The sequence below is a fragment of the Pseudomonas sp. G166 genome (assembly GCF_037027455.2).
Taxonomy (GTDB): domain Bacteria; phylum Pseudomonadota; class Gammaproteobacteria; order Pseudomonadales; family Pseudomonadaceae; genus Aquipseudomonas.
In genome coordinates this window covers 5,842,793-5,856,512 of the sequence record NZ_CP146985.1, presented here as the reverse complement: position 1 = coordinate 5,856,512, position 13,720 = coordinate 5,842,793, and the positions used below count along the sequence as shown (strand labels likewise).

The window sequence follows — 13,720 nt, the reverse complement described above, 5'->3', positions numbered from 1 at the left end:
ATGCGCAGGCCGTGGGTTGGCTGGCTGTTGTGCTTGATCCCTGCGCTGGCAACAGCGCAGGACGAGCCGTTGCGCCTGGCTTTCGATGGTCAGTTATTGCGAGTGAGCCAGACCCAGGTGCTGGATCGCCAGCCACTGCCTGATGCCTTGCAGGCGCCGCTGGGCAGCCTGTGGAAACTGTTCGTATACGCCTGGCTGGTGGACACCGATGCCCGCGAGCCGGTTTACGAGTGTCGCGGCGAATCGAAGGAAGAGGTTTATTGCTGCAACGCCGGGCAGAGCATCGCTCGCGATCAGGCGCTGGTGAAGTCCTGCGGTTTGTATTTCGAGCCGCAGCGGCTCGGGCTTTCGGCCTCGAACTGGCGCGATTACTGGCAGGCCCGTCAGGCGCCGGCGTGGCTGTTGGATTTGCCTTCGTTGCAACCGCAGACGCAGGTGCCGGTCGCGGAACTGCTCAAGGCCCTGGCCACGCTGCCAGCCCAGGATCAGGCCCGTCGGGTGTTGCTGGACGTGGTGCTCAACGCGGCGGATGGGCGTCTGGTGGGCGAGTTGGGCAGTCGTCTGCGGGTCAAGACCTGGAGTTGGCTGGGGGATCAAGGCCCCTCGTCGCGCCAGGGCGGTTTTGCCGGTTGGCTGGCCGACGGTACGCCGGTATGGGCCGGTGGGCGCGGCACCAGCCAGCAGGTATTGAAGGTCTACGGCGCCGGCTTGGCTGCAGCATTGCCATCGCGCTGGCCGGCGGAAACCGGACGTTGCGTGGAAGTGGGGCTGTTTGCCCGTTATCCCTGGCAACGGGTAATGGCCGGCGATCGCCCGGCGACGCCGGGCCAGCTGCGCGGCGATTATCGCGTCGAGTTCAGCAACGGTAACCAGCTGGATATCCACAGCGACGGCGAGCTGTTCCTGATGCCCGGCAAGCTGGTGGCGCGGTTGGACCGGGAAGAGTACGTCGCCCGGGTTTTGCAGCGCGAAGCCAAGGCTGAGCCGGTCGAAGCCGCCAAGGCCTTGGCCGTGGCGGCCCGCACCTACCTGCTGCAAAACGCCCAACGCAACGGCGACTGCCTGAGCATCGACGACAGCAGCCATCGTCAGCGCGTCGCCCCGCGCCCGGCTGCGCCGCAAACCCGTGCCATTGCCGCCTGGACCAGCGACCTGGTCCTGGCCGGCACCGATGTCACCTACCACTCCGATCAGCCCGGCCCGGACAAACTGTCCTGGGCCCAAGCCGTGGAGCAGGCCAACGCCGGCCAACGCTACGACGCCATCCTGTTGCATGCCTACCCGCGCGCCAGCCTCAGTCGCTGGGACAATCCGGTGGCGTCCTGCGAAGCATTGCCGGCCGCCCAGGACTGGCTGCTGAAACAGCGGCGCGGCTGGCGTGAGCGGCTGGAAAACGAAGTGGGCTACAACGAAATCAGCGCTTTCGCCGTCTGCCGCGTCGCCTTCGGCCGGCCTTACGTCGACCGCGAACGCCAGCGCATCTATGTACGCGGCGTGCTGTCGCTGCAAGACCGCCTCGACCTGACTCATGAATATCTGCACCTGGCCTTCGAAGCTCATCCCAACGGCCAGGACGAAAACTATATCGAAGGGCTCGCCCGTCACCTCTTGCTGGAATAGACCATGACACTCCGTTATCCACAGGTCTTGCTGTTGCTCTGCGCCCTGACCGCGTTGCCACCGGCCATGGCCGCCGATCCCATCAAGCTCGACACCCCGGTCGGCGGCTGGCGCAGCGGTGCGCCGGGCGGCGAAGGCGAAAACTACAGCCAGACCGTCAACTACCCGGCCTCGTCGGTCAATACGCCGCCAGGCCAGGCCGACACCGCCCGCATCAGCGGCCAGATCAAAAGCGCGCCCAAGGACGGCAACGCGCCGGGCCAACTCATCGTCAACGGTGTGAGCCTGCCGCTGAAACTCGATGAAGAGGGCCGCTTCGACCGGCCGTTTTCGTTCCCCAACGGCAGCAACAGCGTCGAAGTGCGCAGCGCCGACGGCCAGCAGCGCCACCGCACGCAATTTCTCAACACCAGCGGCGGCGCCACCCCGGCCAAGCTACGGGTCCTGCTGACCTGGGACAGCGACGGCACCGACCTGGACTTGCACCTCGTCACCCCGGACGGCGCCCACATCTGGTACGGCGACCGCGTCGCCGCCAACGGCGCAGCGCTCGACGTCGACGTCACCACCGGCTACGGCCCGGAAATCTTCTCCATGCCCGCGCCGATCAAAGGCCAGTACCTGGTGTACGTGAACTACTACGGCGGCGGTTATCGCAGTGAAGAAGACAGCGAGGAAGGCGAGGGCGGTGGTGAACAAGCGCAACAAGCCCTGACCACTGCGCAAGTCACCGTGATCACCGAAGAAGGCACGCCGAGCGAGAAAATGGAAACCTTCGTGGTGCCGATGCGGGCGGTGGGGGAGCTGACGTTGGTCAAGAGTTTCAGCTACCCGTGAGGGCGAATTGTCCAACGGCTGTTGGACAATTCAGTAAGCGATGCGTGTAGCAGAAGTTTTCAGCCGGATGAGATGCGCTCCTGCGCATCCTGATACACCGCTTCACGCTCGCTTTTTCCGAGCTTGCTCGCGATTGCGGTGGCACATTCAGCATCTACGTGCCTGATACACCGCTATCGCGAGCAAGCTCGCTCCCACAGGGGTCATCAGTTGCCCCGAAAAATCTCACGCGTGAGCTATTGTGGGGTTTAGAAAGTACCTGTAGTGTTTCTCACGCGTGAGTTTTTCACAGTGGGGTCAGTACCATGCAAACCAGCTCTCCATCGGATCCGCCAGGCGGGCCTGATGACGATTCAATGAGCAGCAAGGGAGAGCGCTCCAAACCCGCCGCGAAAAAACCATCGAGCTTCTACATGAAGCAGATGCGCGCCGGCCTGAGTGCCGCCGGGTATGTGAAACATGAAACTTGGGTGCTTCCCGAAAACCGAAGCCTGCTCAAGCAGATGGAGAAACAGCTACGCCAACCGATTCTGGCTGGCTCATTCATGTCGGAGAATTACATGAGCGCAGGTAATAACTGGAACATCGATCGCCTCTACAGCGCCCTCCAGGCCCTGGATGAAGTGGTCGCGAACGACATCACCCTTTCCCTCGTCCAAGGCTCCGAGTCCAGCATCAAGCTGGAGATGAACGACTTCGGTGGCTTGCCGATTTACATCGCGGTCGTGGGCGACCAGATCATCGTCGACACCGTTCTGGTGGACGTCGAGTCGATCAACGACGTCGCGGCATTCAATGATGCCGTGCTGCGCAGCCGGGAAATGTTCCCGCTGTCGTCCATCGGCATCGAGACCATGCCCAACGGGCAGGTGGTCTACAACATGTTCGGCGCGTTGAGTTCCGACTCCAGCCTGACCAACGTCGTGACCGAGGTCAAAACCCTCGTCGACAACGTCCAGCGCGCCAGCGAAGCCTTCGAACGCTTCTTCATCTAATTCGCCGAATAGGAACCATCCAATGACTCAGTCCATCTGGAGCAAGTTGTTCACCGCACTGCGTGGCGGTGCCAACGAAGTCGGCGAATCGATCGTCGACCAGCAGGCCCTGCGCATCCTCGACCAGGAAATTCGCGACGCCGACAGCGCGCTGGCCAACGCCAAGCGTGAGCTGGTGACCATCATGGCCAAGCATAAACTGGCGACTGATCGCGTCGGCGAATACAACGCCAAGATCAAGGACCTGGAAGCCAAGGCCCTGGCCGCTATCCAAGCCAATCGCGAAGACCTGGCACTGGAAGTGGCCGAAGCCATTTCGACCCTGACCAACGAACTGGACGCCGAGCAAAAGCACGCGACGGAATTCGGCGGTTATGCGGACAACATGCGCAAAGACATCACCAAGGCCGAAAGCCGCATCAAGAGCCTGCGTCAGCAAGTGGACATGGCCAAGGCCCGCGAAAGCGTGCAGAAGGCCCAGGTCAGTGCTTCGATCGCCAGCGGCGGCGCCAATGGCAAGCTGGAAACCGCTGTCGGTACGCTCAACCGCCTGCAAGCCAAGCAGCAGCAACGCGCCGCTGAACTGCAAGCCCAGGACGAACTGGCCGAGGCTTCGACCGGCTCCGACCTGGAACGCAAGCTGCGCGACGCCGGCATCACGCCGAACGAAGGCAGCGCCAATGCGATCCTGGAACGCCTGAAGAAAAAATCGGCTGAGTGATCGGTACGCGCTGATCAATTAAGGCAAGCCAGGCACAGACCTTGTGGCAAGGGGATGAATCCCCTCGCCACAGGTTTTGTGTTCGGCTTCAAGTTTTGTGTCTTAGTCCTGTTTTCCCGAAAAATCCCGGATTTATTGTCACCCAAGCACTTCTATCCAAGCCCCGCAGCAGGTTTAATGCTGCCCGGTAACCGCACTCGATCATTCAGGCATCAGCGCGATTACCTCGCCAGGAACCAAGCCCCACGGAGTCAGGGACGAAATGTCGATTTTCCTTTTGTTGCGCTCGTACGCTTCGTCCTTCTTCCATCGGTTCGGCTGGGCGGGCCTGGCCATTGCGTTGGGCGTGCACCTGGCCACGGCCTGGATCGGCCTGGTACTGCTAGGCGAGCAACACCTCATCGCCGCCGCCACGTTTACCTACTTCTATCTCACCACCACGCTCACCGTCGGCTATGGCGATCTCGCGCCACAGACCGCAGCGGGCCGAATTTTTGTGGCTACCTGGGTCATGCTCGGGGGCATTGCGCTGCTGACGGCAGCCATCGGCAAAACCACCAGCAGCGTCATCGATGTATGGAGAAAAGGCATGAAGGGCAAAGGCGATTTCACCGGCAAGGTCGGCCACACGGTTCTCATCGGCTGGGAGGGGGCGTCCAGCGAGCGGGTCATCGAATTGCTGCTGCAGGACGAAACCTCCAATGACAACCTGATCGTCATCTGCGATTGCGATCTTGAAGAAAACCCCATGCCCGGCAAGACCACGTTCATCAAGGGTGAGAGCCTGTCCTCCGTCGCGCTGTTGCAGCGTGCCGGCGTGCCTGGCGCCGAACGCGTGCTGGTGCGAACCCATTCCGACGACCTGACCCTGGCCACCGTGCTGGCGGTCAATCAATTGGGCCCGGTCGGGCATGTGGTCGCCCACTTCAATGACAGCGAAATCGCCGCCCTCGCCAGCGCCTACGCCCCCAGTCTGGAATGCACCTCCAGCATGGCCATCGAAATGTTGGTGCGTGCCTCCCAGGACCCGGGTTCGTCAGTGGTCATCAATGAACTGCTCTGCGTGGGTCAAGGCGCCACTCAATACCTGATGAAGCTGCCCGAGACCTTTGAAGCCTCGTTCGGCGATCTCTACGCGCGGATGAAAGAGCAGCACAACGCTACACTCATTGGCTATCGCGCCAAGGGCGCCCGACAACCGTCGATCAACCCGCCCGGCGCCACGCGTGTCCTGGGCGGAGAACTCTTCTACATCGCCTCCGCGCGTCTGAAGGAAATTTCCCATGGGGTGGTTTAAACAGTTGATGGGGCTCGAGGCCCCGAACACGACAGCCAGCAATAGCGTGCCCACCACCGGGCCGTTGGGCCTGGCATCCGGCAAAGGGGTCATGTTCGACTCCACGCTCAAGCTGTTACTCGACGGCAACAGCGCCGTGGTCATCCCCGGTTCCCAACAGATCTGGAGCATGGGCGTCGTCGACCTCGGGCAGTCGAGCTGGTTGTCGCGCTATTACATGAACGACGAAGACTACTGGCTGCAAGTGCACACCAGCGGCGACGTCGCCGGGCAGGTCGAATCGGTGATCCTGTTCAACTACCTCAGCTACGTCACCCTCAACAGTGAAGCGGAGTTGCGCCGGTTGGCCGGCCCCGAAAGCCTGATCGGCCTGCCGACCTACACCCACGACGGCGTCGAGTACACCCGCGAATGGGGCACCGAGGCGGGCCAGACCGAACTGGTGGCGTTGAGCGAGCGTGTGAGCAATCCGCAAGAGTCCTACAGCGTCGAGCACCATTCGATGCTGTACGCCCGCGACACCGGCCTGACGGATCGCCGGGAGTTCCTGCTGTTCTCCGTCGAAGAAGACGCCGAAGGCACCGTCAGCTTGAGCACTTCGCTGGGTATTTCGCTGTACACCACTGACCTGAACACTCTTTAACTAAGGAAGAAATCCATGCTTGAAGCGCTCTCCATTTCCCTGAACAAAGCCGCCGTGTTCGGCTTCGTCCTGTACATCCTCGGCGCCGCCGTGCTGTTCGCGCTGTTCCAGTTCATCTACATCCATGTCACGCCGCACAAGGAGTTCGAACTGATCCGCTCGGGCAACGTGGCGGCGGCCATCGCCCTGAGCGGCGCTCTCATCGGTTTTGCCATCCCGGCCAGCAACGTGATTGCCTACTCGATCAACATGCTGGATTTCGTCGTCTGGGCGGTGATCGCCGCTGTCGTCCAGTTGTTGGCGTTTCTGGTGACCAGCCTGGTGCTCAAGGGCGCTTCGGCGCGTATCAAGAACGGTGAAATCGCCGCCGGTATCTATATCGCCGCCGTGGCCATCAGCGTCGGCATGTTGAACGCCGCGTGCATGACGCCAGCCCAGAACTGATTGCGCCACGGAGATCCCGATGAAACGAAGCAAGTACGTTCAGCTCTCGCTGGCCGCGTCGGTCGCCATGGCGATATCCGGCTGCGGGCCGACGGAAAAAACCTATAAGTTGCAGAAGAAGTACAACTTCCAGTCCGTGCAGCAATGTGTCGATGAGAAGTTGCCGGTGGACATTTGCGCCGACGCCTACATGACCGCCATGGCTGAGCATCGCCGCATTGCCCCTGTGTACGACAACCAGGCCGATTGCGACGCCGACTTTGTCGCCGATTGGTGCCAGCAGGACTCGGCCGGCAAGTTCATCCCCAAGCTCGGTGGTTTCGAGTTGAGCGCCGATGGTGAGGTCACGCAATCCCAGGTGGACGCCGCCAGGGCCCAATTGCCAGCCTCGGAAGCCAATACCGGTGGTGGTTCAGGCTTCAGCAACCTGCTGACTGGACTGCTGATCGGCAACATGCTGAGCGGCAACCGCAACAGCTATTACTCCGAGCCGGTTTACCGTTACCGCGATGATCGTGGCGACTACGGCTCCTCGACGCTCAGCCAGCGGGTTTCGAGCGGCTCGACTTTCACCAAGTCCAATCAGGCGCGGTACGGCAGCTACACCGATTCCATCAAGAGCAGCAAAGCGATGTCCGTCGCTTCCTCCACGTCTCGCGGTGGCTTCGGCAGCAAGTCCAGTGCCCGCAGCGGTTGGGGCGGTTCGAGCAGCTCCGGCGGTTGAGGAACCAGCGCCATGAAGAAGATCCATTGCGCCGAACGTCATGACTGGAAACAGACGGCCGAAAGTCTCGGCTTTCTGTTCCACACCATCGACAACGAACCCTATTGGGACGAGCGCGCGTACTACCAGTTCACGCTCAAGCAGATCGAAAACGATCTTGAAGACCCGACCACCGAGATCCATGACATGTGCATGGACCTCGTGGCTCGCGTGGTACAGAGCGAAGAGCTGCTGGAGCGCCTGAGCATTCCCGCGCCGTTCTTCGACCTGGTGCGCACTTCATGGCTCGAAGGCCATCCGCACCTGTATGGACGCATGGATTTCTCCTACAACGGCACGGGCCCGGCCAAGCTGCTGGAACTCAACTACGACACGCCGACCAGCCTCTATGAAGCCGCGGCGTTTCAGTGGGGTTGGCTGGAGCAATGCATCGAGCGCGGTTTGCTACCCAAGCATGCCGACCAGTTCAACAGCATCGATACCAAGCTGCACCAGGCCTTTGCCCAGTTGCAGCTCAAGGAGCCGTTTTACTTCGCCTCGATGAAAGGCTCTGTGGAGGACAAGGGCACCACGGACTACCTGCGTCTGATTGCGGAGAAAGTCGGCATCGAATCGCGGCACATCGATATCGAGGACATTGGCCTCAACAGTGATGGGCGTTTCGTCGATCTGGAAGAACGCTGGATTCCGCATCTGTTCAAGCTGCATGCCTGGGAATTCATCTTCCACGAACCCTTCGGCGCCGCGATTGCCCAGTGTGATACGCAGTTTTTCGAGCCGGCCTGGAAGTCGATCATCTCCAACAAAGGCATCCTGCCGTTGCTGTGGGAATTCAACAAAGGCCATCCGAACCTGCTCGCGGCCCACTTGGATACCGACACGAGCAAAGCCGTGCCCAAGGGCTGGGTGCGCAAGCCGTTCTTTTCCCGGGAAGGCGCGAACATCGAGCTGCAAACCGCGGATGGCCTGATCGTCAAAGAAGACGGGCCCTACACCGACGCGCCGTTCATTCTCCAGGAATTCGCGCCGCTGCCGAAGTTCGACGACAGCTACACGCTGATCGGTTCCTGGGTCATCGGCGACCAGGCGGCGGGCATTGGCGTGCGGGAAGACAACAGCTTGATCACCAAGGATTCGAGCCGGTTCTTGCCGCATCTGATCCTTGACTGATTGCCTGCACACAGCTGTGGGTAAGCACTGACCCCCTGTGGGAGCGAGCTTGCTCGCGATAGCGGTGGACCAGCCAACATCGATGTTGACTGGCCTGGCCCTATCGCGAGCAAGCTCGCTCTCACAGGTTTAGGTGTTTGCCACAGGCTTTCTCAGGTCCACCAGTACCGAACCAGGTGGAAGAAGATCGGCGCAGCGAAGCACACCGAGTCCAACCGGTCGAGCATGCCGCCGTGGCCTTCGATCATGTGCCCCCAGTCCTTCACACCGCGATCGCGCTTGATCGCCGACATGACGATGCCGCCGGCAAAACCGAGCAGGTTGATCAGCAAGGCGATGAGGAACGACTGCCACGGATTGAACGGCGTGATCCACCACAACGCGCCACCGATCAGCGAGGCCAGGAAAATGCCGCCGACAAAACCCTCCACGGTTTTTGAGGGTGACAGGTTCGGCGCGATCTTGTGTTTGCCGAACAACTTGCCGCAGACGTACTGCAGCACATCCGACAGCTGCACCACGATCACCAGGTAGGCGATCAGCAACAGGTTGCGCCCTTCAAAACCGGCAATGTCCAGCGTCAGCAAGGCCGGGACGAAGGAGATGCAGAACACCGCGATCATCAACCCCCACTGGACCTTGGAAGCGCGCTCCAAGAAGTGCGTGCTGTCGCCGCCCAGGGACGCCAGGATCGGCAGCAGCAGGAACACATACACCGGGATGAAGATCGAAAACAGGCCGTACCAGTCGTAGTAAATCAGCAGGTATTGCAGCGGCAGCGCCAGGTAGAACGCCGCCACCAACGCCGGATAGTCGCTGCGCCGGGTCGGTGTCAGGGTCAGGAACTCGCGCAGGGCGTAGAACGACACCGCGTAGAACAACAGAATCACCGCCGCATTGCCGAGCCAGAACGCGATGCCGATCACCAGCACCATGATCCACCAGGCGTTGATCCGCGCATTGAGGTTGTCGATGACCGAGTTCGGCGCGCCTTTGGTGCGCAGCTTGAGAATGAAACCAATCAGCGAAGCCAGCAGCAGAATCGCGCCGATCCCGCCAAACAACATCAGGGTATATCGATCCATGTCAGACGTGCTCCGGGGCCAGTGCCAGCAGCGCGGCGCGGCTGCGTTCGAGAAATTGCTCTTTGCTTTCACCTTCTTCGACGCACAGCGGCGCGCCGAAACTGGTGGTGCACAACAGCGGCAGCGGCAATACCCGACCCTTGGGCATGACACGGTTGAGGTTGGCGATCCACACCGGGATCACTTCGACCTCGGGATGGGCCTTCATCAAGTGGTAGATCCCACTCTTGAACGGCAGCAAGCCTTCATCGGGGTTGCGCGTGCCTTCAGGGAAGATGATCAGCGAATCGCCGTTTTCCAGGGCTTCGAGCATCGGTTGCAGTGGGCTGTAGCCCGGATCCTTGCGTTCGCGGTCCACCAGCACGCCGTTGAACACCCGGTTGATGATGTAGCGCCGCACCGGGCTGGTTTGCCAGTAGTCGGCGCCCGCGACCGGCCGGGTCAGCTTGCGCAGCGCCGGCGGCAGCGAGGCCCAGAGCAACACGAAGTCGCCGTGGCTGCTGTGGTTGGCGAAGTAGATCCGTTGTACCTGCGTCGGCGCGCAGCCGAGCCACAGGCTACGAGCGCCGGTGACCATGCGGGCGGCGGAGGTGATAAGGTTGGCGACCACGGGTTCGAACATGAGGATTCCTTATCCTGAAAAGGCTAGCCAGGGACTGGCCAGGATGAAGCCCAGCGTCAAGACAACTTGTGCGGTCAGCAGCCGTGATTGCCGGCGCAGCAGCAACAACGCGCCATGCCGACGTTCGGTCCAGAGACGACCGGCACGGGCGGCCGGTTGCAGGCCCAGGGAGGTGAGGGCTTGATCCAATGTGTAGGTGCGTTCGGCCAGGGATTGGCTACTGTCGGCCATGCGCTGAAACAGATCGGCATCGAACGCCACGCGCAACGCCCAGTATTTTTCCAGCACGCCGAGGACGATCAGTACGGCGCTCAACAGCAGCAGCCAGGGATCGATAACGCCCACCAACCACTGCCCGAACCCGAGCAACACCGCCAGCAGCGTCAGCCCGGTGGACAGCTGATCCAGCGATTGACCGCGGCGCAACAGACTCGCCACGGTGTGCAGTTCCATATCAGTGATCATGGACATTCTCCCGGCTTGTGGATAACGGCTCCAACGCCCGACGATGTGCCGCATGCAAAACAATCTGCGGGCGAACTCGCTGGATTTGCACGATAGCCGCATCAACGCTCGCTGCCCGCCCGCTGTGCAACAACCAGGCGACCACGGCCGTGGCGCTGCGCGAATAACCCAAGGCGCAGCAGACCAGTACCGGCCCACGCTGGCGTAGGCTTTCGATAGCCTCCGCCGCTTTCAGGCATTGCTCGGTGGTCGGCGCCGTCAGGTCGAGCACTGGCAACGAGCGATAGGCAACCCCCGTGCTGTCGATGGACAGCTCGGCGCAAAGGTCGAGCACCCCGCGAAACTCGCTGTCCTTCAATTCCATCGGCGTGGGAATGCGTCCGAGCCAGACGCCATCCGCCACCTGATCCGGCTGCGGATGCTGACGCGTCCACCAACGGGAATTGATCCATGCCGCCGCCAGATAAGGCGCCAGCAACCAACGCGCCGCCGGGCTCAAGCGGCCATCGACACGCTTCTGGAAACCGTCGGCACCGAACGCCAGGTAATTCAGCGCCACCATGAGCACCGCCACCGCCGGCCAGATCAACCAGAGCCACACGCCGCCCAAGGCAAACGCCGGGATGAACAGCACCGCCGCGGCCAAGCCATAACGCAGCGCCAATCGCCGGCGGGCAGGGTCCGTCGCCAGACGCGCGCTCAGCAGCGGACTCGGCCGATCCAACGGCCACAACCACACACACAACCAACCGGCCAACGCACCCGTGGGCAGGTCAATGAAGTGATGTTGATAAGTGGTCAGCACCGACACACCAATCAGCGCAAACCAACCGTGCATCAGCCAACGCCAGAACCCCTGCAGATGCCGCTGATAACAAACCCACAGCACCACCAGCAACGCAATGTGCAGCGACGGCGCCTGATTGAATGGCTTGTCGAACCCCGCCAGCACCTCGAACAACCAACCGAACACCCCGTCCATTTCTGGCCGGGGGAAGGTAAAGCGCAGCGGCCAGAGCAAAAAGCAACTGACCGCAATCGCCTGGGCGGTGAGCAGGCGCAAGGCGTGGCGCTTGAGTTCATCGCGGCTGGTGGGCAACAGCAGGGACAGGCCGTACAGCAGATCGATCGACCAATACGGCACGATGGTCCAGGCCATGAACGGCATGTGGCTTTCCCAGGCGAACACCAGCGTGCCGACGTCGTCACGCTGGGAGGTCACCCAAGTGGCGAAGCCATAGGTGCTGAAAAACAGCGGCGCCAACAACAGCAGCCACAGCACTGCCGGTTTCAGCAGTGCGGGCTCGCGGGCCGGAGCGATGACGGCGCTCATTACTGCACTCGCTGGGCCAGCGAAACGCTGAAGATGCCCCATTCATCGACCCGCAGGGTGATTTTGCGAAAGCCCGCCGCCTCAACCAGTTGATCCATCTCCGCCTGGGTGCGCCGACGCATCACCCAGGCTTGCCCGGCGCGGTGGCTGGTGAGGGCGCGGGCGATCAGTTCCAGTTGCGGGTGCCACGGCTGGCCGGTGTAGACCAGGAAACCACCGGGCTCCACCGCTTCGGCCAAACCGGCGAGGGAGCCGCCGACCATCTGGTTATCGGCAAACAACTCGTACAAACCGGACACCACGGCGAGGGTCGGTTTTGGCTGCAGCGCCGCCAGGTCCTGGCGATCAAACGCGTCGCCTTTGACGAACCGGGCGATATCGCCCAAGCCTTTTTCCAGGATCAGCGCACTGCCGTCGCGCACGTTGATGTCGCTGTAGTCGCGCAGCAGGATCGACTCCGGCAACGGGCTGACGCCTTGCAGCGCTTCGAGAATGTAGCGGCCATGCCCGGCGGCGATGTCGACGATGCGCACCTCGCGGTCCTGTTCGCGCAACTTGCCCATGGCCAGGCGCAGCAGTTCTTCGACGTGCACTTTGCGCTGGCGAATACCGCGCCAGCCGATGGAATTCAGGTAGTTCTGGTCAATCATCTTACCCACGGCCGAAGTGCCGGTGGGGCGATTGCGGTAGACGTAATCCAGGGTGCTGCCGGAGTCGAACCCGGTGTCGAAGCCCAGCTTCACACCCGCGGACAATTTGCTGCCAAAGCGCATGCTGGCGCGGGTCATGCGCCAGTAAAGGTCGCGCAACGAGTTGTGCGGCAGCGGCGTCGCCAGGGTTTCGGCTTCGGCGCAGGTCAAGCCCAGGCGATCGGCGTCCAGCAGGGACGGGCGCTCCAGCGGGCGGGCGAAGTTTTGCAGGATGAAGCGCCGGGCACTGGCAATGGCCGGCGCGCGGTTCTTCTCGCCGAGGGTGTCGTGGAAGAACCCCGGCAGGATGTGCTTCTCCTTGTGCAAACTGCCCAGGCGATCGAAGAACTGCTCCTGGGGTTTGCGATGCACGACAAAGTCCGAACCGGAGATCAACAACTGCGTTGGCACCTGGATCGCCTGGGCATCGGCCACCACGCGGTCGGCGGCTTCGTACAGGCCCAGCAGCACGTTCACCGAAATCGCCTTGGTGATCAGCGGATCGCTGTCGTAGGACGCCACCCGCTCCGGGTCATGGCTGAGGAACTTCGCCTTGACGTAACTGTTGACGAAAAAATTGCCGCGAAACTTGCGCATCAGCGCCAGGCCCGGCCGAGCGAACGGCACGTAGAGCTTGACCTTGAACGCCGGCGACGCCAGCACCAGCGAACGGATGCGCGGCGCGTAATCGTGGACCCAGGTCGATGCGATCACCGCCCCGACGCTTTGCGCGACCACGGCGATGTTCGCCTCGTCGATCTGATGCGTCGCGCCGATGTGGTCGCAGAAGGTCTGCACATCCCGCGCACTGGTGGCAAAACTCGGGCTGTCGCCGCGCGCGCCCGGCGACTGGCCATGGCCCCGTGCGTCCCAGGCAAAAAAGTCGAACCCGGGCAGATTCAATTCATCCACCAGGTGCGCAATGCGCCCGGAATGTTCATGACCACGGTGAAACAACAACACGGCCTGGCGGGGTTCACCCGTAGACACATCGACAGCCGGCCAGTGCCGGTAGAACAACTCCACGCCATCGTGGGTGGTGAACGTCAGTTCCTGGGCTTCGCGCATTGCAAGT

14 protein-coding genes are annotated in these 13,720 nt (G+C 61.9%); 9 read left to right on the top strand and 5 right to left on the bottom strand.

The genetic code is table 11. The features are described from left to right. From SGN16_RS25970 to SGN16_RS25930, 9 genes are all read left to right on the top strand, one after another. The gene (locus SGN16_RS25970) at positions 1-1,620 is read left to right on the top strand and encodes a DUF2300 domain-containing protein (RefSeq protein WP_335945921.1); all 1,620 of its coding nucleotides are present in this window, start codon (positions 1-3) and stop codon (positions 1,618-1,620) included. Positions 1,621-1,623: 3 nt separating this feature from the next. Then, positions 1,624-2,457: a DUF2135 domain-containing protein gene (locus SGN16_RS25965; RefSeq protein WP_335945922.1), complete on the top strand. Its 834-nt coding sequence runs from the start codon at positions 1,624-1,626 to the stop codon at positions 2,455-2,457. Between the two features lie 413 nt (positions 2,458-2,870). Then, positions 2,871-3,452 carry a YjfI family protein gene (locus tag SGN16_RS25960; RefSeq protein ID WP_335945955.1) on the top strand — a complete coding sequence of 194 codons (582 nt, stop codon included), beginning with the start codon at positions 2,871-2,873 and terminating at the stop codon, positions 3,450-3,452. 22 nt (positions 3,453-3,474) lie between these two features. Beyond that, positions 3,475-4,173 carry a PspA/IM30 family protein gene (locus SGN16_RS25955; protein ID WP_003185899.1) on the top strand — a complete coding sequence of 233 codons (699 nt, stop codon included), beginning with the start codon at positions 3,475-3,477 and terminating at the stop codon, positions 4,171-4,173. Positions 4,174-4,435: 262 nt separating this feature from the next. Further along, positions 4,436-5,470 carry an ion channel gene (locus SGN16_RS25950; RefSeq protein WP_210641292.1) on the top strand — a complete coding sequence of 345 codons (1,035 nt, stop codon included), beginning with the start codon at positions 4,436-4,438 and terminating at the stop codon, positions 5,468-5,470. Continuing rightward, positions 5,457-6,113 (top strand): DUF2491 family protein, encoded by a 657-nt coding sequence (locus SGN16_RS25945; RefSeq protein ID WP_335945923.1) that lies wholly within the window; start codon positions 5,457-5,459, stop codon positions 6,111-6,113. The genes SGN16_RS25950 and SGN16_RS25945 overlap by 14 nt, the downstream gene beginning before the upstream one ends. Positions 6,114-6,128: 15 nt before the next feature. Further along, positions 6,129-6,557, top strand: coding sequence for a DUF350 domain-containing protein (locus tag SGN16_RS25940; RefSeq protein ID WP_210641288.1), 429 nt, complete (start codon positions 6,129-6,131; stop codon positions 6,555-6,557). Positions 6,558-6,576: 19 nt separating this feature from the next. Continuing rightward, complete coding sequence (locus SGN16_RS25935; RefSeq protein WP_210641286.1) at positions 6,577-7,281, top strand: DUF1190 domain-containing protein; 705 nt, start codon at positions 6,577-6,579, stop codon at positions 7,279-7,281. A gap of 12 nt (positions 7,282-7,293) precedes the next feature. Further along, positions 7,294-8,451, top strand: coding sequence for a glutathionylspermidine synthase family protein (locus SGN16_RS25930; RefSeq protein WP_210641284.1), 1,158 nt, complete (start codon positions 7,294-7,296; stop codon positions 8,449-8,451). 152 nt (positions 8,452-8,603) lie between these two features. Here SGN16_RS25930 and SGN16_RS25925 read toward each other — a convergent pair whose 3' ends face one another. Genes SGN16_RS25925 through SGN16_RS25905 form a run of 5 tightly spaced genes read right to left on the bottom strand, consistent with a single transcriptional unit; the run spans position 8,604 to position 13,713 of the window. Then, positions 8,604-9,536, bottom strand: coding sequence for a phosphatidate cytidylyltransferase (locus SGN16_RS25925; protein WP_210641282.1), 933 nt, complete (start codon positions 9,534-9,536; stop codon positions 8,604-8,606). Position 9,537: 1 nt separating this feature from the next. Beyond that, positions 9,538-10,158 carry a lysophospholipid acyltransferase family protein gene (locus tag SGN16_RS25920; protein WP_210641280.1) on the bottom strand — a complete coding sequence of 207 codons (621 nt, stop codon included), beginning with the start codon at positions 10,156-10,158 and terminating at the stop codon, positions 9,538-9,540. 9 nt (positions 10,159-10,167) lie between these two features. Continuing rightward, a complete protein-coding gene (locus tag SGN16_RS25915; protein ID WP_335945924.1) occupies positions 10,168-10,623 on the bottom strand; it encodes a hypothetical protein in 456 nt (151 codons plus the stop codon). Then, a complete protein-coding gene (locus SGN16_RS25910) occupies positions 10,613-11,956 on the bottom strand; it encodes a phosphatase PAP2/dual specificity phosphatase family protein (RefSeq protein ID WP_335945925.1) in 1,344 nt (447 codons plus the stop codon). The genes SGN16_RS25915 and SGN16_RS25910 overlap by 11 nt, the downstream gene beginning before the upstream one ends. Then, a complete protein-coding gene (locus SGN16_RS25905; protein WP_335945926.1) occupies positions 11,956-13,713 on the bottom strand; it encodes a bifunctional alpha/beta hydrolase/class I SAM-dependent methyltransferase in 1,758 nt (585 codons plus the stop codon). The genes SGN16_RS25910 and SGN16_RS25905 overlap by 1 nt, the downstream gene beginning before the upstream one ends. Between the last annotated feature and the right edge of the window lie 7 nt (positions 13,714-13,720).

Coding starts and splice junctions, on each gene's coding strand:
- SGN16_RS25960 (WP_335945955.1), top strand. CDS start 2,871: ATGAAGCAGATGCGCGCCGGCCTGAGTGCCGCCGGGTATGTGAAACAT.
- SGN16_RS25920 (WP_210641280.1), bottom strand. CDS start 10,158: ATGTTCGAACCCGTGGTCGCCAACCTTATCACCTCCGCCGCCCGCATG.
- SGN16_RS25970 (WP_335945921.1), top strand. CDS start 1: ATGCGCAGGCCGTGGGTTGGCTGGCTGTTGTGCTTGATCCCTGCGCTG.
- SGN16_RS25940 (WP_210641288.1), top strand. CDS start 6,129: ATGCTTGAAGCGCTCTCCATTTCCCTGAACAAAGCCGCCGTGTTCGGC.
- SGN16_RS25965 (WP_335945922.1), top strand. CDS start 1,624: ATGACACTCCGTTATCCACAGGTCTTGCTGTTGCTCTGCGCCCTGACC.
- SGN16_RS25950 (WP_210641292.1), top strand. CDS start 4,436: ATGTCGATTTTCCTTTTGTTGCGCTCGTACGCTTCGTCCTTCTTCCAT.
- SGN16_RS25930 (WP_210641284.1), top strand. CDS start 7,294: ATGAAGAAGATCCATTGCGCCGAACGTCATGACTGGAAACAGACGGCC.
- SGN16_RS25935 (WP_210641286.1), top strand. CDS start 6,577: ATGAAACGAAGCAAGTACGTTCAGCTCTCGCTGGCCGCGTCGGTCGCC.
- SGN16_RS25925 (WP_210641282.1), bottom strand. CDS start 9,536: ATGGATCGATATACCCTGATGTTGTTTGGCGGGATCGGCGCGATTCTG.
- SGN16_RS25905 (WP_335945926.1), bottom strand. CDS start 13,713: ATGCGCGAAGCCCAGGAACTGACGTTCACCACCCACGATGGCGTGGAG.
- SGN16_RS25945 (WP_335945923.1), top strand. CDS start 5,457: ATGGGGTGGTTTAAACAGTTGATGGGGCTCGAGGCCCCGAACACGACA.
- SGN16_RS25910 (WP_335945925.1), bottom strand. CDS start 11,956: ATGAGCGCCGTCATCGCTCCGGCCCGCGAGCCCGCACTGCTGAAACCG.
- SGN16_RS25915 (WP_335945924.1), bottom strand. CDS start 10,623: ATGATCACTGATATGGAACTGCACACCGTGGCGAGTCTGTTGCGCCGC.
- SGN16_RS25955 (WP_003185899.1), top strand. CDS start 3,475: ATGACTCAGTCCATCTGGAGCAAGTTGTTCACCGCACTGCGTGGCGGT.